The organism is Citrobacter sp. BDA59-3, assembly GCF_015167655.1.
In the GTDB taxonomy this organism is placed as follows: Bacteria; Pseudomonadota; Gammaproteobacteria; order Enterobacterales; family Enterobacteriaceae; genus Phytobacter; species Phytobacter diazotrophicus.
Window position 1 is genome coordinate 3,328,195 of record NZ_CP063427.1, and the last position, 23,545, is coordinate 3,351,739.

The following is a 23,545-nucleotide window of genomic DNA, read 5'->3' on the forward strand; positions in this document are numbered from 1 at the left end:
CACGCAGCAATGGCGTAAGACGTATTGGACTTTCAGGCAGTTAGCGGGCTGCGGGTTGCAGTCCTTACCGGTAGATGGAATCTTCTCTGGAGAGTTTTTCCCAGGCTGTTCCCCTGATAATTGCGCTGTGTTTTCCACAGGAAATACAGGCAACCGACACACTGCGCCTCTTAAGCGAACGACAACCGTGAGGTTGGCGACGTGAACAGACACGAGGCCATCGGTTCTCCCCCGGAAAGGCGTCATCATGCCCGCAGCTTAGTCGTCAATGTAAGAATAATGAGTAAGTTACGATGAAAAGAATGTTAATCAACGCAACTCAGCAAGAAGAGTTGCGTGTCGCCCTTGTTGATGGGCAGCGTCTGTACGATCTGGATATTGAAAGTCCTGGACACGAGCAGAAAAAAGCGAACATCTACAAAGGTAAAATCACCCGAATTGAACCGAGCCTGGAAGCTGCCTTTGTTGATTACGGCGCTGAACGTCACGGTTTCCTTCCCCTCAAAGAAATTGCCCGCGAATATTTCCCTGCCAATTACAACTCTCATGGCCGTCCGAACATCAAAGATGTGTTGCGCGAAGGTCAGGAAGTTATCGTCCAGATTGATAAAGAAGAACGCGGCAACAAAGGCGCTGCGCTGACTACCTTTATTAGCCTGGCAGGCAGCTATCTGGTACTGATGCCAAACAACCCGCGCGCGGGTGGCATTTCTCGCCGTATTGAGGGCGACGACCGTACCGAACTGAAAGAAGCGCTGGCCAGCCTCGAATTGCCCGATGGCATGGGTCTGATCGTCCGTACCGCCGGTGTGGGTAAGTCTGCCGATGCCCTGCAGTGGGATCTGAGCTTCCGCCTGAAACACTGGGAAGCTATTCAGAAGGCCGCTGAAAACCGCCCTGCTCCGTTCCTGATTCACCAGGAAAGTAACGTTATCGTTCGTGCTTTCCGTGATTATCTGCGTCAGGACATCGGCGAAATCCTTATCGATAACCCGAAAGTGCTTGAGCTGGCTCGCCAGCATATCTCCGCGCTGGGTCGTCCGGATTTCAGCAGCAAAATTAAGCTCTACACCGGTGAAATTCCGCTGTTTAGCCACTACCAAATCGAATCGCAGATTGAATCCGCCTTCCAGCGTGAAGTCCGTCTGCCGTCCGGCGGCTCTATCGTTATCGATAGCACCGAAGCGTTGACCGCCATCGATATCAACTCCGCACGTGCCACCCGTGGCGGTGATATCGAAGAGACCGCCTTTAACACTAACCTGGAAGCGGCCGACGAAATTGCACGTCAGTTGCGTCTGCGCGACCTCGGCGGTCTGATCGTTATCGACTTTATCGATATGACGCCGGTACGCCATCAGCGCGCGGTGGAAAACCGTCTACGCGAAGCCGTTCGTCAGGACCGTGCGCGTATTCAAATCAGCCATATTTCTCGCTTCGGCCTGCTGGAGATGTCCCGTCAGCGCCTGAGCCCGTCACTCGGCGAGTCCAGCCACCATGTGTGCCCGCGTTGTAGCGGAACCGGGACTATCCGTGACAACGAATCCCTGTCACTTTCTATTCTGCGTCTTATCGAAGAAGAAGCGCTGAAAGAGAATACCCAGGAAGTGCATGCCATCGTTCCAGTGCCGATCGCCTCCTATCTGTTGAACGAAAAACGCGCCGCAGTCAGCGCTATTGAAACCCGTCAGGGTGGCGTGCGTTGCGTAATCGTACCGAACGACCAGATGGAAACGCCGCACTATTCCGTACTGCGCGTGCGTAAAGGCGAAGAGACAACTACCCTCAGCTACATGCTGCCGAAGCTGCATGAAGAAGAGATGGCTATGCCGTCAGATGAAGAATCTGCTGAGCGTAAACGCCCTGAGCAGCCTGCACTGGCGACTTTCGTCATGCCGGAAATTCCGCCTGCGCCAACGGCACCTGAAGCCCCTGTAGCGAAGCCGCAACTGGCTGCAAGCAGCGAGCCTTCGGTAGCCGTACCTGCCGCCCCGGGTCTTCTTAGCCGTCTTGTCTCCGCCCTGAAAAACCTGTTTGCCGGGAGTGAAACTGCCGCACCAGTCGAAGTTCAGGAAGAGAAAAAAGAAGAGAAGCAGGAGCGCCAGCAAGATCGCCGCAAATCGCGCCAGGGTAACCGTCGCGACCGCAATGAACGTCGTGAGCCGCGTGCAGAAGGTAATGAAGCGCGCGAGAACCGCGATGACAATCGCCGTAATCGCCGTGAGAAACCGCAGCAGAATGCCGAAGCGCGTGAAGCTCGTCAGCCAGTACCCGTAGCTGCGGAAGAGACGGAAAAAGCGAAACAGCGTGATGAGCAGCAGCCTTCCCGCCGCGAGCGCAATCGTCGTCGTAATAACGACGAAAAACGCCAGGCGCAGCAGGATGTGAAAGCGCTGAATCGTGAAGAACAACCTGAGCAGGAAGTCGAACAGGAAGAGCGCGTTCAGGTGATGCCGCGCCGTAAACAGCGTCAGTTGAACCAGAAAGTCCGTTTCGGTGATGCTCCGGCAAGCACAAGTGAAGAGACTGTTGCCGTAGAGCCGGGTACCACAGAAGCCCCTGTACAACGTACAGAGCTGGCGAAAGTGGACCTGCCGGCTGTTGTAGAGAACATCGCTGAGCAAGAAGAAACCGCAGAAAACCGTGATACCGCAGGTATGCCGCGTCGTTCTCGCCGTTCGCCGCGTCATCTGCGCGTCAGTGGTCAGCGTCGCCGTCGCTACCGTGATGAGCGTTACCCGGCACAGTCCGCAATGCCGCTGGAGATTGCTTGTGCTTCTCCGGAAATGGCGTCAGGTAAAGTGTGGGTTCGCTATCCGGTTACGCGTCCTCAGGACGAGGTGCAAGAAGCACCGGTTGTTGAGCAGCAAAACAGTGCCATCGCTAACGATGTCGCACCTGCCATTGCCGAAGTCGAACAAGTTGTGGCCACCGCTCAGCAAGAACAGCAGTCCGTCGTAGCTGATGTACAGGCACCGACTGAGGAAGTGGTTGAAGTCGCACCGCAGGCATCGGTTATCGAGCCAGAGCCTGTTGTGGTCGAAACCACGCATCCGGAAGTGATCGAAGCCCCGGTTGAAGCACAGCCGGAACTGATCGCAGAGGAAGACCGTCCGGTCGCCGAAGAGGTGGCGCAAGCCGCTGAACCTGCCGTCGTGACACCGGTTGTTGAAGACACAGCACCTGTTGCAGAGCAACCGCAAGCGCCTGTCGCTGTCGAGGAAAAACAGCCAGAAGCTACTCCGGTAGCACCGGTTGTTGAACCTGTGGCACCGGTTGCTGCAGCGATTGAGCGCGTAGCCCCTGTGGCAGCCAGCGAGGTCCATCATGCCACTGCGCCGATGACCAAAGCACCTGCACCTGCCTATGTGCCGGAAGCGCCGCGTCACAGTGACTGGGTGCGTCCGCAGTTTAACTTTGATGGCAAAGGTTCTGCAGGCGGTCATAGCGCCACGCATACCGCAACAGCGCCAGCTACACGACCAAACGCGGCGGAATAAGCACTCTGCTGATAAAAAGCCGACCACCGGGTCGGCTTTTTTATGCTTTCAGCGCAGGCTGCCGCATTCCGCTCAGGCCCGGCATCACTTCGCGCATCAACTGGAGAAACATCCGCAAACGTGCCGGATAATAACGCGCCCAGGGATACACCAGATGCACAGGCAACGGTGGGATCTGCCACTCAGGCAGTAAAGCCACCAGTCTGCCGTTGCCAATATCCTGCTCCACCGTCCAGCTTGAGACAATGGCCACACCCAGCCCCGACAGCGCGGTATTACGTGCCACATATAAACTGTCGGTATAGAGCCTTGGCGCAATGGTTATTTGCTCTGTTACCCCGCTAAGCACGTTTGTGACGGCAACGTTATGCTGGTAAAAAGTGCTTAACGCAATCCACGGCAGCGTCGCCAGATCCTGAGGCGTACGGATTTCCGCAAAACGGGCCAGCAGCGTCGGCGATGCGACAATGGAACGCGGAACTTCGGCAAGCAGGACGGAAACCGTCGCCGGGTCCACTTCGGCCCCAACCCGAATCGCGCAATCAAGATTCTCGCTGAGAAAATTGACGGTCTTATCATTAAGCATCCATTGCACTGAAAGCTGCGGATAGCGCTCCAGAAAATGCGTCAGCGGGGCCAGGAGCTGTTCCTGACCGAAGGCATGAGGCGCCCGTACACGAAGCATCCCGACAGGCTCGTCTTCTGTCTGACTCAGTTCATCTTCCAGCGCAAGCCAGGCATCAATGACACGTCTCGCATGTTGATAGCAGCGCTCGCCATCGTCGGTGAGCTTCATCGCATGGGTGGTACGAAGAACCAGTTTGACCCCGAGCATGGTTTCCAGCGACTGCAGGCGACGACTCACCGTGGCCTGCGTGGTATTGAGCTGGCGCGCTGCGGCCGATAGCGACCCCGCCTCTACAATGCGCACCAGCGTGCGCATCAGATCAACGCGGTCTATACGTTCTGCACGCTGCATTTAAACATCTCCCATACGTTTCACGTATAACCGTTTTACCACTCTGCTGGCTACCGCGTCACGCTGTAATCGACAAAAATACATTCACACCAACTATGAATATGTTTGAGGAAAAGTTATGAACCGTCGTTCTCAATCGTTAAATCCGGCGCAGTGGATTATCTTTGCGCTGGCGCTGGGGGCGGGTTTTAGCGTCGCCGCGATTTATTATGCACAACCCTTATTACCGCTGATGGGCAGCGATCTGCATTTGACCGTTAACGGAATGGGGCTGGTTCCGACGTTGACGCAGGCAGGCTACGCGCTGGGCATCCTCTTTTTATTGCCACTGGGCGACCGTTACGATCGTCGTCATCTTATTCTTGCGAAAAGCGTGGCGCTGGCTTTACTGCTGCTGGCCTGTAGTCTGATGACACATTTGCCGGGGTTATTACTTATCAGTCTGTTGATCGGGATGGCGGCCACCATGGCGCAGGATATTGTTCCCGCCGCCGCCATTCTTGCCCCCGAAGGTAAGCAAGGGAAAACCGTCGGTACAGTGATGACGGGGTTACTGTTGGGTATTTTGCTTTCTCGTACCGTGAGCGGCGTTGTCGGCGCAGCGTTTGGCTGGCGCATTATGTTCCAGCTTGCTGCTGTCAGCATTGCATTTATCGCCGTTCTGATGTGGTTTGTGTTGCCGCGATTCGCCGCGCATTCAACGCTCGGTTATCCCGCGCTGATGAAAACGATGGCACATCTTTGGCAGCGTTACCCTGCCCTACGCCGTGCTGCGTTTGCGCAGGGCTTTTTATCCATCGCGTTTAGCGCTTTCTGGTCAACCCTTGCAGTAATGTTGCTGGATAACTATCAGCTCGGAAGCGCCGTCGCAGGCATGTTTGGTATTGCAGGTGCAGCAGGCGCACTGGCGGCCCCCTTAGCCGGGGGACTGGCAGATAAAGTCGGTGCTGAAAAAGTGACTCAACTGGGTGCCGGGCTGGTCACAATATCCTTTGCGCTGATGTTCGCACTGCCGGCATTGCCGCCGCATGGACAACTGGCACTGATAGCCCTGTCGGCTGTTGGTTTTGATCTTGGCTTACAATCCAGTCTCGTGGCGCACCAGAATCTGGTGTATGGCCTGGAGCCAAAGGCGCGTGGCCGTCTGAATGCCCTTCTCTTTACTGTGGTGTTCATTGGGATGGCGCTGGGTTCAGCGCTGGGCAGTAAAGTTTATACTATCGCCGCCTGGCCTGGCGTGGTGGCGCTGGCAACGTTGACGGGCGCAGTCGCCCTGGTGATCCGTTTAGTGGATAACCGTCGTGTTACTGCACAATCGCGAAATATCGGCTAAAAAAAAGGCCCGCACCGGATACCGGTGCAGGCACACAGAACATGTTCCAGTTTCCAGACATGTTCTAAAGCGAAGATTACTTATTGAGCTGGAACAGCGACATGCCTTGCATGTCGCTAAATGTTTTATAGGATGCCTGCAATGCCGTCTGCTGCATGGTGTAAGACGATATTACTGAGTTCCAGTCTACATCGACGAGATCGCTCATCTGTGTTTTCAGCGAAAGCGAACGGTCATCACCCAATTCATCGAGATTGGTCAGCTCCTGCAACTGTGTACCCAACTGCGCGCGAACGGTCGATACGTTATTCAGCGAGTTAGTCAGGCCACGGTTGGCTTTATCCAGGGCTGCCTGAGAAACAGCCTGAGCTGCCTCGTTACCGGAAACCGGGACTTTCAGCGCCGCAATCGCGTCATCTAACATACTGAACACGTTGGTTTGCGAAGTACCACCACCAGGTTCCGGGATCGCATTGCTGGTAATGCTATTGAAGACCTGATCGCCCGTGTGGGCAATCACCATGCTACGGGACGCATCCACCTGCTGACTGATCGCAACACTGCCGCCATTGTAAGCACCTGCGGCGTTAAACGGTGGAGTGTCGGTTTTATAGCCACCAAAAATATAGCGACCATTACCATCAGTGCTGTTTGCCAGGTTGAGCAATTGATCGCGAACACCTTGTAGCTCTGTCGCCATAGACGCACGGTCATCGTCGCTCAGTGTACCGTTCGCAGCCGCAACCAGCGAGGTATGTGCCGCAGTTACAGCAGTGGTCACCTGTGACAGCACGCTTTCTTCCAACGATACTTTCTGAGTAGCGAAAGTACGCGCGGTTTTATACTGCTCGTTCTGCTGTTGAGCCTGAGAAACCACTACAGCCTGGGAGGCGGCAATCGGATCGTCAGAAGGCTTGTTCACGCGCTGGCCTGTCGACATTTGCAAGCCATAATCCATCCACTTAGTCTGTGAATTGGTAATGCCACGCATGTTTTGGTCATACATCATCTGAGTACTAATACGCATCTCTTACCCCTTACTTAGCGTACGTTCAGTATCGCATCGAACAGCGTGTTTGCCGTCTGCAACACCTGCGCGTTTGCGAGATAATATTGCTGGTAACGCTGCAGGTTACCGTACTCTTCGTCGAGGTTGACGCCAGAAATCGATTGTTGCTGGTCAGAAAGTTGCGTAACCACATTCGCCTGCGTCGTACTGCTGGTTTTCAGCGTAGAAGTTGTTGTACCGACATAGCTGATCATTGACGCGTAGGCATCGTTAAAACTTTTTGTATTGCCGATGACTTTGCTGTTTTGCAGATTTAACAGCGCCTGACCATTGGTATTGTCGCTTTTACCGGAAGTCGCGCTGGCGGCCATGGCAATTTTCGACTCATCGGTGATCGCCACGCTCATATTGGTAATGGCGTTCACGACCGGTTTCACCGTGAAACTGTCGTTTTTGTTCGCTGTACCGGAAACGCTGACGGTCAGTCCGTCAAAACTGAGGTTTCCGCTGGCATCCGGCGTAACGGCAAACGCCGTATTATCCGCCAGTCGGGTCACATTCCAGCCAGTATCTGTTTTAAGCAGTTTGTAATCCGTCGCCTGCACTTTGGTGCTGTCACTGATGATTGTTGACAGGGCACCAGTACCGGTGTTTTTCGCATTGCTCAGGGTAGACGGCGTGCCAATCGTGAAGAAGTCTGTACCCGGATCACCATCGGTGTCATAGCCTTGTTTATGCTGTGCATTGAACTTATCAGCGAAAACATAAGCCAACTGGCCCAGCGTATTGCGGGTTTTGTCCAGATCCTGAGAGCGGAAAGTCAACACGCCCCCCAGCGAACCGGTGGTCAGCAGTTTTTCCGGAATTTCAATGTTCCCTGCGGTCGGGTCAACATAAGCAACCGTCGTACGGGCAGGATCATCACTGGATGCAACCGCGGCCAGCTGACGGGCAGTACTGCCCTGAACCAGCGTATAGCCATTCGCCATTGTGATGTTAAACGTGCTGTTGTCCTGGACACTGACTTCAACGCCCACAATGCCGTTTAGCTCACTTACCAGTTGGTCGCGCTGATCCAGCAGGTCGTTTGGCGATGCGCCGCCACCTACTGCCGTCAGACGTGAAATTTGGTCGTTCAGATTAGCGATTTGGCTGGTGTAGTTATTAATCTGATCAACGCTTGATGAGATAGAGGTGTTAACCTGTTTGTCCTGATCGCGCAGGTACTGGTCAGCCACTTTAAACTGGTTAACCAGACCATCGGCTTTACCCAGTACACTCTGGCGGGATGACGAATCCTCGGCGTTACTGACCAGCGTCTGAACACTGGAGAAGAAACCTTGCAGCGCAGTGGCCAGCGTATTGGTTGAACCCGACAGCATGTTGTCAATTTTTGACATCTGGTTATAACGGGTCGTCAGGCTGCTGCTCTGGGTATTCGCTGCGCGTAACTGGTTCGTAATAAACGAATCATATTCACGTTGCACACCAGAGACAAACGCACCGTTGCCAATCCACCCACCAGCACCCAGAGTGCTATTCGCCGCAGTCAGGACTGTTGTCTGGCGGGTATAGCCCGTCACGTTATAACTTGAAATGTTATTACTGGTGGTATTAAGCGCCGCCTGGGCTGCACTGAGCCCACTCATCGCGGTATTAATCAAGTTGGCCATTGAGGTTCCTTATAAACTTTGAGACATAAGTCCTGCTAACGATTATCGGCAACCCTGAGCTGAACTTGAGTCGTTTCAGAACAGATTTTCAATATCATTGCTGTAGGCCTTGCTGACCTTCTCGCCCATCGACTTAAGCTGCTGAATCATACTTGTCAGTTTCTGCGCATATTTCGGATCGGTGGCATAACCCGCGTTCTGCAACGCCTGTGCGCCTTGTTCAGGCGTTGCCGCTGTCGTCACCGCCGCATACCGCGGATTGCGACTTAACATGCTGACATAATCAGAGAGCGCTTCCAGATACGAGCTGTAGACACGGAACCTGGCTTTAACCTTTTTGGCTTCGCCATTTTCATATTCAGTGGTGGTGATTTCGGTGGTCGGCCCTTTCCAACCAGGCGTCGCCTTCACGCCGAAAATGTTAAAGCTCGGCGCACCGTTTTCACGGGTGATTTGTCGCTGGCCCCAACCCGATTCCAGCGCGGCCTGCGCCAGAATCAGATGGTGAGGAACCCCGCTTTGCTCACTGGCAAGACGAGCAGGCAGGGAAAGTTGAGCCAGGAAGTCTTTACTGTCACCGCTCAGCGGCTCGTCACTCGTTTCCGGCGCTTTCGGCAGTGCCTTACGCACCATTTGCGTAATAGCCTGGCTTTGATAGGTGTTGATGGTTTCGGGATCGAATTTCATCGGCACCTGCTGCATCTGGTCATCCGGAGCAACCGGCGCCTGCCCGCCGGACATCTGTTGGACCATCATATCGGCCAGTCCCAGTCCCTTGCCTGCCGTCATCTGCTGGGCAATTTGTTGGTCATATAAGCTGGTGTACATCCGCGTGGAATCGCTGCTGAAAATACCGTCTTTTGGCAGGGCTTCGCGCATGCTTTTCAGCATCATTTGCACGAACATCCCCTCAACCTGACGCGCCACCGGCCGCAGGTTAGTCTGCGGATCCTGACCGGCTTTGGTTTTCAGTTCGTTAAGCGATTGCGCGTCCCATGCTGCGCTCGCCATCAAGCGGCTGTCAGTCAGCATTAGATGATCTCCAGCTTAGCCCGCAGGCAACCCGCGCTCTGCATTGATTGCAAAATGGACATCAGGTCAATAGGTGTTGCACCCAGCGCGTTCAGTGCACGTACCACGCTATTCAGATTGGCGCTGGAACGAATACTTTGCAGGGAGCCGCCACTCTGCCGCAGGTCAATCTGTGTTTGCGGCGTGACCACTGTCTGACCACCGCCAAACGGCGTGTTCGGCTGGCTGACATTGGCTGACTGGTTGACCGTGACCGAGAGGTTCCCCTGTGCCACAGCGCAGTTATCCAGCGTTACTTCGCGGTTCATGACAACAGAACCTGTACGGGAGTTGATAACAATTTTAGCGTCCTGCGGCGCGACACCTACTTCCAGGTTCTGGATATCCGCCAGCATGCGAACCTGCGAACTACCGCCTTGCGGCACGCGGACCTGAACCGTACGGGCATCCAGCGCGGTTGCGCCCCCCATGCCACGACGGTTGATGGTGTCAGCAATCTGCTGCGCCATCGTGAAGTCGTCCTGGTTCAATTGCAGGTTGATGGTGTTGCCATTGCCAAACTGGGAAGGTAACTCGCGTTCAATCACGGCACCGCCAGTGATACGTCCACCGTTAAGCTGGTTAACCGCCACGCTGCTGCCACCGGCGGATGCGCCTGCGCCACCGACCAGAATATTTCCCTGCGCCAGGGCATAGACCTGACTATCCACCCCTTTCAGCGGGGTCATCAGCAGCGTACCGCCACGCAGGCTTTTCGCGTTACCCATAGAGGAGACCACCACGTCAATGGTCTGCCCCTGGCGGCCAAACGCCGGAAGCTGGGCGGTAACCATGACCGCCGCAACGTTTTTGAGCTGCATGTTGGTGCCAGCCGGGACGGTGATCCCCATCTGCGACAACATGTTATTCAGGCTCTGAGTAGTGAATGGCGTTTGGGTGGTCTGGTCACCCGTTCCGTCAAGGCCAACCACTAAGCCATAACCAATTAAGGAGTTTTCACGTACGCCCTGTACACTGGTGAGGTCCCGGATGCGGTCGGCCTGGGCGACAAACGCCACCAGCACTAACGCTATTCCAGCCAGAAATCTAAACATAATTCACCCCGGTTACATCGGCGATAAGTTGAGGAAGAAACGCTGCAGCCAGCCCATATTCTGCGCTTCGTTAATGTAGCCGTTGCCGACGTACTCGATGCGCGCGTCCGCCACCTGTGTGGACGGAACCGTATTGCTGCCGCTGATGGTGCGTGGGTTCACAACACCTGAGAAGCGGATAAATTCAGTGCCCTGGTTGATGGCGATCTGTTTTTCACCCACCACGTGTAAATTGCCGTTGATCAGTACCTGGTCGACCGTAACGGTCAACGTGCCGCTAAATGTATTGCTGGCGTTAGCGCCGCCTTTGCCGTTAAACGAGTTGCTACCCGCGCTCGTCAGGTCTGCACGTGCATTGCCGAACAAGCCTTCCAGATAGCGAGGCGTAGTATCCATTGAGAAACTGCTTTTGCCATCGCGGCTGGCATTCGCTGATGAACTCTTACTGGCGCTCACGTTTTCTTGCAGCACCAGCGTCAATGTATCCCCGACGTTACGCGGGCGACGGTCTTCAAACAGCGGCTGGTAGCCATAGTTGATAGGCTGCGCAGTCTGGTAAATAGAGCCATTGACGACCGGAACGGGTCCCGGCAGCGGTTGAGCGGTCGTTGCGCCCTGCACCAGCGGTGTTGAGGGAACCCAGGCACATCCGTTCAACATCAGTGCCAGTAAAGCTAACAGGGGGTAGCGGCCCGCGGCGTTTTTTTGCATTACATTCATCTTCGAAATCAGGGTTCCGGTGCAGCCTGCGCCGCACCGGATAACGCCTTAGAGTTGCGACAGTTTCTGCAGCATCTGATCGGTGGTCGATACCGCTTTGCTGTTAATTTCATAAGCGCGCTGAACCTGGATCATGTTCACCAGTTCTTCCGCTACGTTTACGTTCGAGGTTTCCACATACCCCTGATACAGCAGGCCTGCTCCGTTCAGCCCCGGCGTGGTGGTGTTCGGCGTGCCGGAAGACTGTGTTTCGAGGTACAGGTTTTCACCGATACTTTCCAGACCGGTGTCGTTCATAAAGGTTGTCAGGTTAAGCTGCCCCACCTGCACAGGCGCTGTCGCCCCCTGCTGCGTGGCGCTGACCACACCGTCACGACCAATGGTGATACTCAGGGTGTTAGCCGGAATGGTAATGGCAGGCTGAACCTGGAATCCGCCCGACGTTACCAACTGGCCATTCTGGTCAACCTGGAATGAACCATCACGGGTATAAGCAGAGGTGCCGTCCGGCAGCAGGACCTGGAAGAAGCCCTCGCCTTTGATAGCCACATCTTTACTGTTGTTCGTCTGGGAGAGGTTACCCTGGCTGTGCAGACGTTCGGTGGCCACCGGGCGAACACCGGTACCAATCTGCAGGCCAGAAGGCAGCGTAGTCTGTTCAGAAGATTGCGCACCAGGCTGACGAATCGTCTGGTAAAGCAGATCTTCAAATACCGCGCGCTGACGTTTGAAACCATTGGTACTGACGTTCGCCAGGTTGTTGGCGATAACGTCCATATTGGTTTGCTGGGCGTCGAGGCCGGTTTTAGCGATCCATAATGAACCTATCATAGGAAATCCTGTTTATTAGCTCATGGAAAGTAACTGGTTGGCACGCTGCTCATTCTCATCAACGTTACCAATAACTTTCATTTGCATTTCAAAGCGGCGCGCGCTGGCGATCATATCGGCCATTGCCGCCATAGGTTTAACGTTACTGCCTTCCAGCACACCTGACATGACGCGGACATTCGGGTCCGGCTGTAACGTCTGGCCACGCGTGGCTTGCGCGCTTTGGCTGACGCGGAAAAGACCGTCATCGCCACGCACCACTTCACTGCCGTTCGCTTTCACCAGTTTCAGTTTGCCAACCGGGGAGACCGTGTTCGGCGGATCACCGGCGGTCAGGGCGGAAATGGTCCCATCCGCGGCAATGGTGACCTGTGAACCTTCCGGAACAGCAATCGGCCCGTTCTCACCCATGACCGGATGCCCCTGAATGGTCAGTTGCCCGGTCGGTGTGACCTGAATGTTACCGTTACGGGTATACCCTTCGGAACCATCCGCGCTCTGCACCGCCAGCCAGCCATCCTGTTGCAGGGCAACATCCAGTGGACGTGACGTGTAGTTTAGATCGCCTGGCGTCATATCAGCGCCAGGTGTGGTCTCGGCGACCAGTGTACGGGTCGGCAGCGACAACCCTTCTACCGGTACCGCACGCAGCGCACTAAGCTGCGCACGAAAGCCCGGTGTTGAAGCGTTGGCCAGGTTGCTGGCGGTGACAGACTGCTGGTTCAGCGTCTGACTTGCCGCACCCATCGCTGTGTATATTGCGTGATCCATTAGACCATCCCGTCAGCCGATTAACGCAGGTTAACCAGCGTGTTAAGGATCTGATCCTGGGTTTTGATAGTCTGCGCATTCGACTGATAGTTACGCTGCGCGACGATCATATTGACCAGTTCTTTACTCAGATCCACGTTAGAGGCTTCGAGTGCGCCGTTGGTCAGCGAACCGAAGTTACCCGTACCTGCCGTACCCAACAGCGCCACGCCAGATTTGTTAGTGGCAGACCATACGTTATCACCCTCAGATTTCAGGCCTTCGTTGTTGGCGAAGTTCGCCAGGACAATCTGACCCAGCACCTGTTTCTGTTCGTTGGAGTAGGAACCCACGACGGTACCGTCATCGTTAATGGTGTAGCTCACCATAGAACCCGGCTTGTAGCCGTTCTGCGAGGTGCTCACGACTGTGCTGGTGGTGTTCTGCTGCATGGAGTTCAGGAAACTCAGGGAGAATGTCGCCGCTGTAGCGCCGTTAAGCGTACCGGAAGTGACCGTAATGGCAGGGTTCGTATTCGCCGTCGTGGACAGATCGTAGTTACCAGTCGTGGTATTAAAGGTGTAGTTGTATACACCTTGCAGGCTACCGTTCTGATTAAAGACCATCTGCGCCGCTTTGGTCGCCGTAGAGCCCGTTACGCTGGAATCCTGCGTGTAGACATCCCATGTATTGTTACTTGTTGCGCTTTTGACATAAAACACGTTCATGTCGTGAGCGTTACCCTGGCTGTCGTAAACGGTGATCGGCCCTTTTAAGTTGTAGCTGTCAGCGTTAGTCGGGTCGAACGTGGTCACTGTCGGCGTCTTAGAAGACGAGTTCAGGTTAACCGGCATCGTTGCGGTGGTGGTGATTTGTGCTGACATCAGCGTCGTTGGGATATTGATCCCCGTTGGGTTAGCGCCTGACTGGATGGTCGGAGGCGTACCGCTTGCAGGAAAACCCGTTACTTGCAGACCCTGCATGTTTACCAGGTTGCGGTTTTCATCCAGCGTGAACTGACCGTTACGGCTGTAATAAACGGAACCGTTGGTATCAACGAGGCGGAAGAAACCATTCTGGCTAATCGCGACATCCAGGCCGCGTCCCGTATTGGTGGTGGTACCGTCATTAAAGTCCTGGGTAACGCCCGCGACTTTAACACCCAGACCTACTTTAGAACCCGCAAACATGTCAGCGAAGGACGCAGTACTGGATTTAAAGCCATACGTAGCGGAGTTGGCGATGTTGTTACCAATAAGATCGAGGTTGGTGGCCGCAGCATTCAGACCGCTGACCGCTTGTGAAAAGGCCATGACTTACTCCTGATAAGTGTTAAGGCTTAAATAATCTGCCGAACTTCGTTGAGCGTAGTGGTGCCGTAGGTACCTAAATCTAACTTGTTGCCTGATTCCGACAGCGTTACCCCCTGAACCAGAGCGTATTGCAGCGGCTGAGCAACCAGTTGCGTAGTGCCTGAACTGGCGGCGATAGAAACTTTATAAGAGCCATCTGGGGCGGTGGTGCCGTCCGAAAGCTTTCCATCCCAACTGAAGGTATGGACGCCAGCGGTCAGCGGCCCCAGGTTGACGGTCTGTACCACGGTGCCGTCTTTGCTGGTGATGGTCGCGGTCGCTTTATCTGCGGCCTGGGTCAGTTCAACACCAAACGGCGTTGTGGTTGAGCTGCCAGCCAGAATCGTCGTACCTTCAATCATTACACCGTGACCTACCAGATTGCTGGCCTGCAGCGCCTGGCTGTTATCGATCTGCCCGGAGATAGATCCCAGGGTGGTGTTCAGTTTTTCAATCCCGTTTAGCGTACTGATCTGCGCAAGCTGCGAGGTCAGTTCGTTGTTCTGCAGCGGATTGGTTGGGTCCTGGTTTTTTAACTGTGCGACCAACAGGGTCAGGAAGCTGCTCTGTAGGTCTGACGCGCTACTCGTAGTCAGTTGAGACGAGCTGCTACTGCTGCTGGTGGAGCTGACACTACTACTGGACGTGTCGTTCACATTTACGGCGATAGACATTTATGTCTCCTTTTACTGGCCGAGAGTAAGCGTTTTGAGCATCATATTTTTAACGGTGTTGAGCACTTCGACGTTCGCCTGATAGCTGCGAGACGCGGACATGCTGTTCACCATTTCCCCGACAACATCAACGTTAGGCATTTTGACGTAGCCCTTCGCATCCGCCAGTGGGTTGCCGGGTTCATAAACCAGCTTGTCGGGTGCCTGGCTTTCAACAACGCCAGCCACTTTTACGCCACCCGTTGCCTGGCCTGGTGCAGCATCCACCTGGAAAACGACTTGCTTAGCGCGATAAGGTTGACCGTCCGGTCCGGCGACGCTGTCGGCGTTCGCCAGGTTACTGGCAGCCACGTTCAGACGTTTGGACTGCGCGGCAAGCGCGGAGCCGGAGATATCAAAAATATTCAGCAATGCCATGGTTAGTTATTCCCCTGCAACACGGACATCATGCTTTTAATCTGCCCGCCCAGCACGGTCAGCCCTGTCTGATACTTAAGGCTGTTATCCGCAAACTGTGTACGCTCGCGATCCATATCCACGGTGTTGCCATCGGCAGATGGCTGATCCGGGATACGATAAAGCAGGTCTGGAGACGGGGTGGAAATGGCTTGCGCCGGAATATGGCGACTGGAAGTTAACGCCAGCGAGACGCCTGTGTTCTCTGCACGGCCACGTTCCATCACCTTTTTCAGTTCGCTGGAAAAATCCATATCACGCGCCTGATACCCCGGGGTATCGGCGTTCGCGATATTGGCGGCCAGGATTTCCTGGCGCTGCGCGCTCAGATTCAGTGCTTCTTGCTGGAACCGTAACGCGGCATCAAGTTTATCGAGCATGGCTTCCCCGCTGATGACAATTATTTAGTCAACAGCTTAAATCTCCTTACGCGCGCCTTATCGACGGAATAAGCGCAAAATGCGTCGCTATTTATTGCGTTGATAGATTTGCGTGACGGGTAGAATCCTGTCATCTCTTCAACAAACAACAGGCAGGGGTCTGCGATGAACACGTTGAAAAGCGGTTTAGCCGCGGCATTGCTGTTTTTGATTTTAAGCCCGCAAGTGTTGGCGCAAGACTTAAAGGCGCAGCTCACCGCGTTTTTTGCACAACGACTGGCTGGCTTTAGTGACGAGGTGGTGGTAACAATACGTACGCCGAAAAATCTTTATCCCACCTGTGAGCAACCGGCTTTAAGTTTGACGGGTTACGCTCAGCTTTGGGGGAACGTCAACGTATTGACAAACTGCGGTAACGAAAAGCGCTATTTGCAGGTAAACGTCCAGGCGACGGGTAATTATGTTGTCGCCGCTCAGGCGATTGCCCGTGGTAGTGTACTGACGCCGGAAAGCGTAAAGCTCAAACGCGGCAGGCTCGATCAATTACCACCGAAAACAATGCTCGATATTTCTCAGGCACAAGATGCCGTAAGCCTGCGCGATCTCTCACCCGATCAACCGGTTCAGATCTCAATGCTGCGCCAGGCCTGGCGAGTAAAAGCCGGCCAGCGAGTGATGGTTGTAGCCAATGGCGAAGGCTTTAGTGTCAATAGTGAAGGCCAGGCGCTGAACAATGCGGCGGTGTCGCAAAGTGCCCGGGTACGCATGTCTTCTGGACAAATTGTAAGTGGAATTGTCGGCGCTGATGGGAATATTCTGATTAACCTATAATCTTTTTAAAGAATTCGCGGCATCTGCCGATAAATAAGCAACGACTGAAGATGGCAGACCCAAAACGCCGGAAAACCTCTATGAGGACAACACACTATGAGCATTGATCGTACATCGCCTTTAAAGCCGGTTAGCACCGTACAACCACGTGAAACCAGCGACACCCAGGCAACGAAAGTACGTCTGGAAAAATCGAAAACCGCCAACAGCACGAGCGTTACGCTCAGTGATGCCCAATCCAAATTGATGCAGCCGGGTAGCAGCGACGTCAATATGGAACGCGTTGAACAACTGAAAACGGCAATCCGTAATGGTGAGCTAAAGATGGACACCGGTAAAATCGCCGATGCCCTGATTAACGAAGTGCAGAGTTACTTGAGTAAATAATGTATGAATCAACTGTCAGACATTCTTGATCAGATGACAGTTATCCTGAACGCATTAAAAGACGTGATGGATGCTGAGCAAAAACAACTCTCTGTGGGCCATGTGCATAGCAGCACGTTGCAACGCATTACGGAAGAGAAAAGCTCATTGCTTGCCACACTGGATTATCTTGAGCAGCAACGCCGCGAAGCGCAAAAGGTGCAAAGTAGCGCGAATGACGATATCGCCAATCGCTGGCAGATAATCACACGAAAAACGCAACACCTGCGTGATCTGAACCAACACAACGGCTGGTTGCTCGAAGGGCAAATTGCCCTTAACCGAAAAGCGCTCGAGGTACTGAAACCTCACCAGGAGCCAGGGCTTTATGGTGCGGACGGTCAGACCTTTACGGGTAGCAGGGGCGGAAAAAAGATTTCCATTTAGCTAACGCGTTCACATTCTTTTATGCGGGAGTCGACTGTCATGGTCGACTCCCTTTTGCGCTTACGCTATCCGGCGGGCAAAATCTTTAACTCTGAACCCCAACACCGCAAGCGTCGCGAAGTAAGCCACAACGCCTACCACCACCACGACCATGAGCCGAACCAGGCGATGCGCCATGTTGCCCTGCGCCCAGTCAGGCATCACATACAGCATGCCCAGCAGTGCGGCAGCCATTACGATCACCGCAATAAACAGACGTGTCAGGAAACGGCCCCAGCCGGCCTGTGGGGTAAAGATATTCTGCTTACGCAACTGCCAATAAAGCAGACTGGCATTCAGACAGGCCGCTAGGCCAATCGAGAGTGACAGACCGGCATGTCTTAGCGGGCCAATAAATGCCAGGTTCATTAACTGCGTCATCACCAGCGTGACAATGGCAATCCTGACCGGCGTTTTGATGTCCTGTCGTGAATAGAACCCTGGAGCCAATACTTTCACCACAATAAGGCCCATCAGGCCAACCGAATAGGCGATCAGCGCTCGCTGAGTCATCTGGGCGTCAAACGGGGTAAACTTACCATACTGAAAAAGCGAAACCGTCAGCGGCTTCGCAAGAATGCCTAACGCCACCGCGCTGGGCAGCGCCAGCAAAAAGCATAACCGCAACCCCCAATCCATCAGGCGACAATATTCATCATGATTACCGCTGGCAAAACTTCGCGAGAGCGACGGCAGCAAAATCGTCCCCAGCGCCACACCCAGTACCCCGGATGGAAACTCCATCAGGCGGTCAGCGTAATACATCCAGGAGACCGAACCGGAGACCAGGAAGGAGGCAAAAATGGTGTTGATAATCAGGGAGATCTGACTGACCGATACGCCAAGGATCGCCGGCCCCATCTGTTTCATCACCCGCATCGCGCCCGCATCGCGGAAACTGATACGCGGCAGCACCAGCATGCCAATTTTTTTCAGATGCGGCAGTTGATAAACCAATTGCAGGATACCGCCCACCGTCACCGCCCATGCCAGCGCAAGCACCGGCGGATGGAAATACGGCGCACCGAACAGAGCAAAACCGATCATGCTGATATTAAGGAACGTGGGCGCGAATGCCGGGACGGAGAAACGGTTCCAGGTATTGAGGATCGCCCCGGCGAGCGACGCCAGTGAAATCAGCAAAATGTAGGGGAAAGTTATCTGCAGAAGCTGAGAGGTCAAGGCAAATTTATCAGCCGTGTCGGCAAACCCCGGCGCCGTCACCAGAATCACCCAGGGCGCCGCCAGCATGCCGGCAACGGTGACAATCGCCAGTGCCAGCGTCAACAGCCCCGATACATAGGCGACAAAAACGCGCGTCGCCTCTTCGCCCTGTTTACTTTTATATTCCGCAAGAATGGGCACAAAGGCCTGAGAAAATGCCCCTTCGGCAAAAATGCGTCGTAAGAGATTTGGCAGTTTAAAGGCCACAAAGAAGGCATCGGTCGCCATCCCTGCACCAAATACCCTCGCCACAATGGCATCGCGCGCAAAGCCCAGCACGCGAGAAAACATGGTCATTGAGCTGACGGCCGCCAGCGATTTTAATAAGTTCATTTAAGGTTCCATAAACACAACGCCTGCACAAAGCAGGCGTTGGTATCGCGAAGCGCTTAGTCTACCTGGAATAACGCGAATTTCTACCGCCATATGTTACAGAGGGTTATTCGCTCATCGCCTCGCGCCAGAGTTTTTCAACGATACGCTGGGCCAGGATAGCCTGCTCGCCCGCCGTTTCCGGAACCGTCTGATTTTGCACGCATTCGATAAAATGGCGCGCGCATCCGGCGAAGCCTCGTTGCTCCAGCGTACTCTGCCAGCCGGGTATGGGCGGAGTCACAATCCCCTGCCCCTGTTCTTCACGCCATTCACGCATGTCGGTAACGTCATACAGTCCGCCGTCCGTTACCGCCTGCACCCATTCGCGTTGACTACCGGCACGGCGATGCATACTGGTAGTGATTTGCAACGCGCCCTGCGCAAAATGGTGCTCGGCATAAATCATTTCACCCTGGTCATTGGTCAGCAATGTGCCGCTGGCAAGCGACACACTGCCACCGGCCAGCCAGAGAGCGGTATCCACAACATGCAGATAATCATCGAGTAAGGTGAAGCGCAGATCGTGCGGACCAACGCTGTTGCTGCGATGTTTATCCATTCGCAGTGATGCTGCCTGCGGCAAATGACTTTTTAACTGACGGTACAGCGGAGCAAAACGGCGGTTGAACCCCACCATCAGCGTCAGCTTTTTGCGTGCCGCCAGTTCAATGAGCTTTTCCGCATCCGACAGATTTTCTGCCAGGGGTTTGTCGACACAAACATGAACACCTGCATTGAGGAGTTCGCTCACCACCGCATAATGCGAGGCGGTAGAGGTGTGAACAAAAACCGCGTCGCACTGCGCGGCGAGCTCGCCTAAAGAGCCGACATAAGGAATACGCCAGGTGTCGCACACACGCTGCGCTTTTTCTCGCGTGGGTGACCAGGCTGCCGCCAGCGTCCAGTCAGTTGCCGCCCCCAGTACCGGTAACCATGCTTTTTGCGCGATACCGCCTAATCCCACAACCCCTATACGTAATGCCGCCACGATTAATCCCCCAGATGTTCGAGTAGTGAAGCCAGACGCTGTTTCAGTTCGGCGACGTCGTTTTCCAGCGCTTCAACCCGCAAAGCCAGATCGTTGTCGCTATCCAGCGGGCTTACTGTCTCCACAACGTTAATCAGCGTCTCCACATCACCGCTGAACAGATGCATATAGCGGCTTTCCCGTTTGCCAGGCTCGCGTGGTAAACGCACAACATACGGGCCATCTTCGCGCTGCGCCAGATTCTCCAGCGCGCTTTCCACTTCACCCATATCGTTAAATTCATGCATCCGCGCCGCGCGCCCGCGCAGTTCACCCGGCGTTTGTGCGCCACGCAGCAACAGCGTGGTAATAATGGCCACTTCCGCCGGAGAGAGTTTCAGGTCGCCAAATTCGGAGTTGCAGAAACGCTGCTCATATTTAGTGACACGGTTACCGAAACCACTGACTGTGCGCAGGTAGTGGCGCTTTACTAGCGTATCCAGTATCTCCTGCACCTCATGCTCGCTGAGGTTCATTACCGGTTCACGGTTGGTTTTTTGGTTACAGGCGGTCACCACGGCATTGACCGACAATGGATATTGTTCAGGGGTAGTGATCTGTTTTTCCAGCAGGCATCCGATAACGCGCGCTTCCGTGGCGCTGAGTTGGTACTTCATGTTTTCTCCTTAACGACCCGGGGTCCATTCTTTGGTGGTCAACGCCGTCAACACGTGGTCACGCCATTGCCCGTCAATCAGCAGATACGCTTTTGCGTAGCCCTCTTTTTCAAAACCAAGGCGCGCCAGTAAATCGCCGCTGCGTTTATTGTGCGGCATATAATTCGCCATAATGCGGTGCAAATGTTGCGTTCGTTGCATATAGCGAATGGCTGCCGTCAGCGCTTCGAACATTAACCCCTGCCCCTGCCATTTTTGCCCGATGGAATACCCCAGATAGCAGGCATGGAAAGAACCGCGTACCACATTGGAGAAATTCGCGACACCGATGATCTCTTTTTCTTCTGGATCGAGTAATGCGAAATAAAAAGCGGTTCCTTGTTTATGGAATTCGTTAATCATCCCCAGGCGAGCCTGCCAACCAGACGGATAGCAATGACTCTCGTCACGAACCGGTTCCCAGGGCTTTAAAAATTGACGGTTCTCAGCGTAATAGTCCGCAAGCCGCCAGGCGTCCCGCTCATGAACTAAGCGAACCACCAGCCTGTCTGTGACCAGGCGTACTTTCGGCACATTACTGCGATAGCCAAACATTCATTCCTTCTCCTTCCGGTTACCACTCTCAACCCCTTCCCTTTACTATACATTTGCGCAGCCACTCTGTGAAAACAACAACCTGCATTTTCGCAATACATAAGCTTTTTCGATGAGAAGTCTGAATTAAAGCCCGCTTTTGATAAAAAAATATTGTCGCGCCAACGATGGGAAAAAATCAGGCGACCCGGCAGAATATTAACGTACTTACTTTTATTTCCCGGGAGGGGAAATGTCACGCGTATCGCAGGCAAGGAGCCTGGGTAAATATTTCCTGCTCGTCGATAATATGTTGGTGGTGCTGGGCTTTTTCGTCGTTTTCCCGCTTATTTCTATACGTTTTGTTGATCAACTCGGTTGGGCTGCCTTGATGGTTGGTATTGCCCTTGGGTTAAGGCAATTCGTGCAGCAAGGGCTGGGCGTTTTCGGCGGTGCCATCGCGGACCGTTTTGGTGCTAAGCCACTGATCGTCATCGGCATGCTAATGCGTGCTGCCGGTTTTGCCACCATGGGTATCGCCCATGAACCCTGGCTGCTGTGGTGCTCCTGCATATTATCCGGACTAGGCGGTACGCTCTTCGATCCGCCGCGCACGGCGCTGGTGGTTAAACTGATTCGCCCATCGCAGCGCGGCCGCTTCTTCTCGCTATTAATGATGCAGGACAGCGCGGGGGCGGTGATCGGCGCACTGATTGGCAGTTGGTTGCTGCAATACGATTTCCGTCTGGTCTGTATCGTCGGTGCCGCCGTGTTTGTTCTTTGTGCAGGCTTTAACGCCTGGCTGCTGCCTGCATGGAAATTATCGACGGTAAAAACACCGGTGCGTGAAGGTCTGGGCCGCGTTTTGCGTGATAAACGTTTTGTCACCTACGTACTGACACTTACTGGCTATTACATGCTGGCGGTTCAGGTAATGTTGATGCTGCCAATCATGGTGAATAATATCGCCGGTTCGCCTGCGGCAGTAAAATGGATGTATGCCATTGAAGCCAGCCTGTCGCTGACGCTGCTGTACCCTATTGCCCGCTGGAGTGAAAAACGTTTTCGCCTGGAACATCGGCTGATGGCCGGGCTGCTGTTTATGTCATTCAGTCTGTTGCCGATAGGCCTGGTCAACAGCCTGCAGCAACTGTTTACGCTGATTTGCACCTTTTATATCGGCTCCATTATTGCTGAACCGGCACGTGAAACGTTAAGCGCGGCGCTGGCAGATTCCCGTGCCCGCGGTAGTTATATGGGATTCAGTCGTCTGGGGCTGGCATTTGGCGGTGCGTTGGGTTATGCCGGCGGGGGCTGGCTGTTTGACGTGGGTAAAGCACTGAGTCAGCCGACGTTACCCTGGATGATGCTGGCGCTGATTGGACTTATCACCTTTTTCGCCCTGCTGTGGCAATTCGCGCTAAAACGCACCCCGTCTCGCCTGCTCGAACCGGGCGCATGATTTGCCAGCCCTTTTAATCTCTTCCATACTTTTTTGTGATGGACAATCAGTATGGAGGAGAACCGTGAAACTCTACATTTATGATCACTGCCCGTTCTGCGTTAAGGCCCGCATGATTTTCGGCCTCAAGAATATCCCCGTCGAACTCAACGTGTTGCTCAATGATGACGAAGCAACGCCGACCCGAATGATCGGCCAAAAAATGGCGCCGATACTTCAAAAAGACGACAGCCGCTATCTACCTGAAAGCATGGATATCGTCCATTACGTGGACAAACTTGACGGTAAGCCGTTGCTGACCGGAAAGCAGAATCCAGCCCTCGACGCCTGGCTGAGAAAAGTCAATGGCTACGTCAATCGTCTGCTCATTCCGCGTTTTGCCAAAAGCCCCTTCGACGAGTTCGCTACGCCAGAAGCCAGAACCTATTTTGTGGCGAAGAAAGAGGCGGCGATCGGCAATTTTGAAGAGCACATGGCCCACTCAGCCGGGCTTATCAAAAAAATCAGCGATGATTTACGCGCACTGGATAAGCTTATCGTTCAGCCAAATGCGGTAAACGGAGAGCTGTCGGATGATGATATTCACCTGTTCCCCTTACTGCGTAACCTGACCATTGTGGCGGGGATTAACTGGCCGACGCGCGTGGCCGACTACCGCGATAACATGGCGAAACAAACGCAGATTAACCTGCTCTCCTCAATGGCGATATAATGTCCCAGGCGGAAGCGTACGCTTCCGCTTTCAGCTTTTTCTGCTGGCTTATCCTCTGCCCTGGACTGATGCTACAGACAAGGATGAAT

The 23,545-nt window shown here is 54.1% G+C and carries 23 protein-coding genes; 7 read left to right on the plus strand and 16 right to left on the minus strand.

The features are described from left to right. Positions 1 to 293 precede the first annotated feature (293 nt). Positions 294 to 3,500 carry a ribonuclease E gene (gene rne / locus IP582_RS15660; RefSeq protein WP_193793746.1) on the plus strand — a complete coding sequence of 1,069 codons (3,207 nt, stop codon included), beginning with the start codon at positions 294 to 296 and terminating at the stop codon, positions 3,498 to 3,500. Positions 3,501 to 3,540: 40 nt separating this feature from the next. On the opposite strand, the gene IP582_RS15665 is transcribed toward rne, so the two are convergent. Further along, positions 3,541 to 4,479 carry a LysR family transcriptional regulator gene (locus IP582_RS15665; protein WP_193793747.1) on the minus strand — a complete coding sequence of 313 codons (939 nt, stop codon included), beginning with the start codon at positions 4,477 to 4,479 and terminating at the stop codon, positions 3,541 to 3,543. A gap of 118 nt (positions 4,480 to 4,597) precedes the next feature. Here IP582_RS15665 and IP582_RS15670 point away from each other — a divergent pair, with 118 nt between their 5' ends. Continuing rightward, positions 4,598 to 5,812, plus strand: coding sequence for an MFS transporter (locus IP582_RS15670; RefSeq protein ID WP_041851735.1), 1,215 nt, complete (start codon positions 4,598 to 4,600; stop codon positions 5,810 to 5,812). 76 nt (positions 5,813 to 5,888) lie between these two features. On the opposite strand, the gene flgL is transcribed toward IP582_RS15670, so the two are convergent. From flgL to flgB, 11 genes are all read right to left on the minus strand, one after another. Next, positions 5,889 to 6,839, minus strand: a complete 951-nt coding sequence (flgL, locus tag IP582_RS15675) for a flagellar hook-associated protein FlgL (protein WP_110296055.1) — start codon at positions 6,837 to 6,839, stop codon at positions 5,889 to 5,891. A 14-nt stretch (positions 6,840 to 6,853) separates the two neighbouring features. Further along, positions 6,854 to 8,494 carry a flagellar hook-associated protein FlgK gene (flgK, locus tag IP582_RS15680; RefSeq protein WP_193793748.1) on the minus strand — a complete coding sequence of 547 codons (1,641 nt, stop codon included), beginning with the start codon at positions 8,492 to 8,494 and terminating at the stop codon, positions 6,854 to 6,856. Positions 8,495 to 8,569: 75 nt separating this feature from the next. Continuing rightward, positions 8,570 to 9,526 carry a flagellar assembly peptidoglycan hydrolase FlgJ gene (flgJ, locus tag IP582_RS15685; protein ID WP_193793749.1) on the minus strand — a complete coding sequence of 319 codons (957 nt, stop codon included), beginning with the start codon at positions 9,524 to 9,526 and terminating at the stop codon, positions 8,570 to 8,572. Beyond that, a complete protein-coding gene (locus tag IP582_RS15690; protein WP_041851739.1) occupies positions 9,526 to 10,620 on the minus strand; it encodes a flagellar basal body P-ring protein FlgI in 1,095 nt (364 codons plus the stop codon). Before IP582_RS15690 ends, flgJ begins: the two co-directional genes overlap by 1 nt. A gap of 12 nt (positions 10,621 to 10,632) precedes the next feature. Next, positions 10,633 to 11,331: a flagellar basal body L-ring protein FlgH gene (locus tag IP582_RS15695; RefSeq protein ID WP_193793750.1), complete on the minus strand. Its 699-nt coding sequence runs from the start codon at positions 11,329 to 11,331 to the stop codon at positions 10,633 to 10,635. A gap of 57 nt (positions 11,332 to 11,388) precedes the next feature. Further along, complete coding sequence (gene flgG, locus IP582_RS15700) at positions 11,389 to 12,171, minus strand: flagellar basal-body rod protein FlgG (protein WP_041851741.1); 783 nt, start codon at positions 12,169 to 12,171, stop codon at positions 11,389 to 11,391. 15 nt (positions 12,172 to 12,186) lie between these two features. Continuing rightward, the gene (locus IP582_RS15705) at positions 12,187 to 12,942 is read right to left on the minus strand and encodes a flagellar basal body rod protein FlgF (RefSeq protein WP_193793751.1); all 756 of its coding nucleotides are present in this window, start codon (positions 12,940 to 12,942) and stop codon (positions 12,187 to 12,189) included. 20 nt (positions 12,943 to 12,962) lie between these two features. After that, positions 12,963 to 14,234, minus strand: coding sequence for a flagellar hook protein FlgE (gene flgE / locus IP582_RS15710; RefSeq protein ID WP_193793752.1), 1,272 nt, complete (start codon positions 14,232 to 14,234; stop codon positions 12,963 to 12,965). A gap of 26 nt (positions 14,235 to 14,260) precedes the next feature. Further along, positions 14,261 to 14,947, minus strand: coding sequence for a flagellar hook assembly protein FlgD (gene flgD / locus IP582_RS15715; RefSeq protein WP_193793753.1), 687 nt, complete (start codon positions 14,945 to 14,947; stop codon positions 14,261 to 14,263). 12 nt (positions 14,948 to 14,959) lie between these two features. After that, on the minus strand, positions 14,960 to 15,364 hold the full coding sequence (gene flgC / locus IP582_RS15720) for a flagellar basal body rod protein FlgC (protein WP_041851745.1): 405 nt from the start codon (positions 15,362 to 15,364) through the stop codon (positions 14,960 to 14,962). A 2-nt stretch (positions 15,365 to 15,366) separates the two neighbouring features. Next, a complete protein-coding gene (flgB, locus tag IP582_RS15725) occupies positions 15,367 to 15,783 on the minus strand; it encodes a flagellar basal body rod protein FlgB (RefSeq protein WP_041851746.1) in 417 nt (138 codons plus the stop codon). A 165-nt stretch (positions 15,784 to 15,948) separates the two neighbouring features. Between flgB and flgA the strand changes: the two genes are divergently transcribed. The 3 genes from flgA (at position 15,949) to flgN (ending at position 17,427) form a co-directional block, all read left to right on the plus strand. Continuing rightward, positions 15,949 to 16,614 (plus strand): flagellar basal body P-ring formation chaperone FlgA, encoded by a 666-nt coding sequence (gene flgA, locus IP582_RS15730; RefSeq protein WP_193793754.1) that lies wholly within the window; start codon positions 15,949 to 15,951, stop codon positions 16,612 to 16,614. 96 nt (positions 16,615 to 16,710) lie between these two features. Beyond that, positions 16,711 to 17,001, plus strand: a complete 291-nt coding sequence (flgM, locus tag IP582_RS15735; RefSeq protein ID WP_041851748.1) for a flagellar biosynthesis anti-sigma factor FlgM — start codon at positions 16,711 to 16,713, stop codon at positions 16,999 to 17,001. Between the two features lie 3 nt (positions 17,002 to 17,004). Beyond that, on the plus strand, positions 17,005 to 17,427 hold the full coding sequence (gene flgN, locus IP582_RS15740; RefSeq protein WP_193793755.1) for a flagella biosynthesis chaperone FlgN: 423 nt from the start codon (positions 17,005 to 17,007) through the stop codon (positions 17,425 to 17,427). Between the two features lie 60 nt (positions 17,428 to 17,487). Here flgN and murJ read toward each other — a convergent pair whose 3' ends face one another. The 4 genes from murJ to rimJ all read right to left on the minus strand — a co-directional run bounded on the left by murJ (position 17,488) and on the right by rimJ (position 21,303). Continuing rightward, on the minus strand, positions 17,488 to 19,023 hold the full coding sequence (gene murJ, locus IP582_RS15745; RefSeq protein ID WP_193793756.1) for a murein biosynthesis integral membrane protein MurJ: 1,536 nt from the start codon (positions 19,021 to 19,023) through the stop codon (positions 17,488 to 17,490). A gap of 106 nt (positions 19,024 to 19,129) precedes the next feature. Beyond that, positions 19,130 to 20,053, minus strand: coding sequence for a Gfo/Idh/MocA family protein (locus IP582_RS15750; RefSeq protein ID WP_193793757.1), 924 nt, complete (start codon positions 20,051 to 20,053; stop codon positions 19,130 to 19,132). A gap of 2 nt (positions 20,054 to 20,055) precedes the next feature. Further along, positions 20,056 to 20,709 (minus strand): YceH family protein, encoded by a 654-nt coding sequence (locus tag IP582_RS15755; protein WP_193793758.1) that lies wholly within the window; start codon positions 20,707 to 20,709, stop codon positions 20,056 to 20,058. Positions 20,710 to 20,718: 9 nt separating this feature from the next. Then, entirely contained in the window at positions 20,719 to 21,303 is a 585-nt protein-coding gene (gene rimJ, locus IP582_RS15760; RefSeq protein WP_193793759.1) for a ribosomal protein S5-alanine N-acetyltransferase, read from the minus strand. 232 nt (positions 21,304 to 21,535) lie between these two features. On the opposite strand from rimJ, the gene mdtH reads away from it, so the two are divergent. Beyond that, positions 21,536 to 22,744, plus strand: a complete 1,209-nt coding sequence (gene mdtH, locus IP582_RS15765; RefSeq protein ID WP_193793760.1) for a multidrug efflux MFS transporter MdtH — start codon at positions 21,536 to 21,538, stop codon at positions 22,742 to 22,744. 64 nt (positions 22,745 to 22,808) lie between these two features. Continuing rightward, positions 22,809 to 23,456 (plus strand): glutaredoxin 2, encoded by a 648-nt coding sequence (gene grxB / locus IP582_RS15770; protein ID WP_193793761.1) that lies wholly within the window; start codon positions 22,809 to 22,811, stop codon positions 23,454 to 23,456. Positions 23,457 to 23,545: the final 89 nt, after the last annotated feature.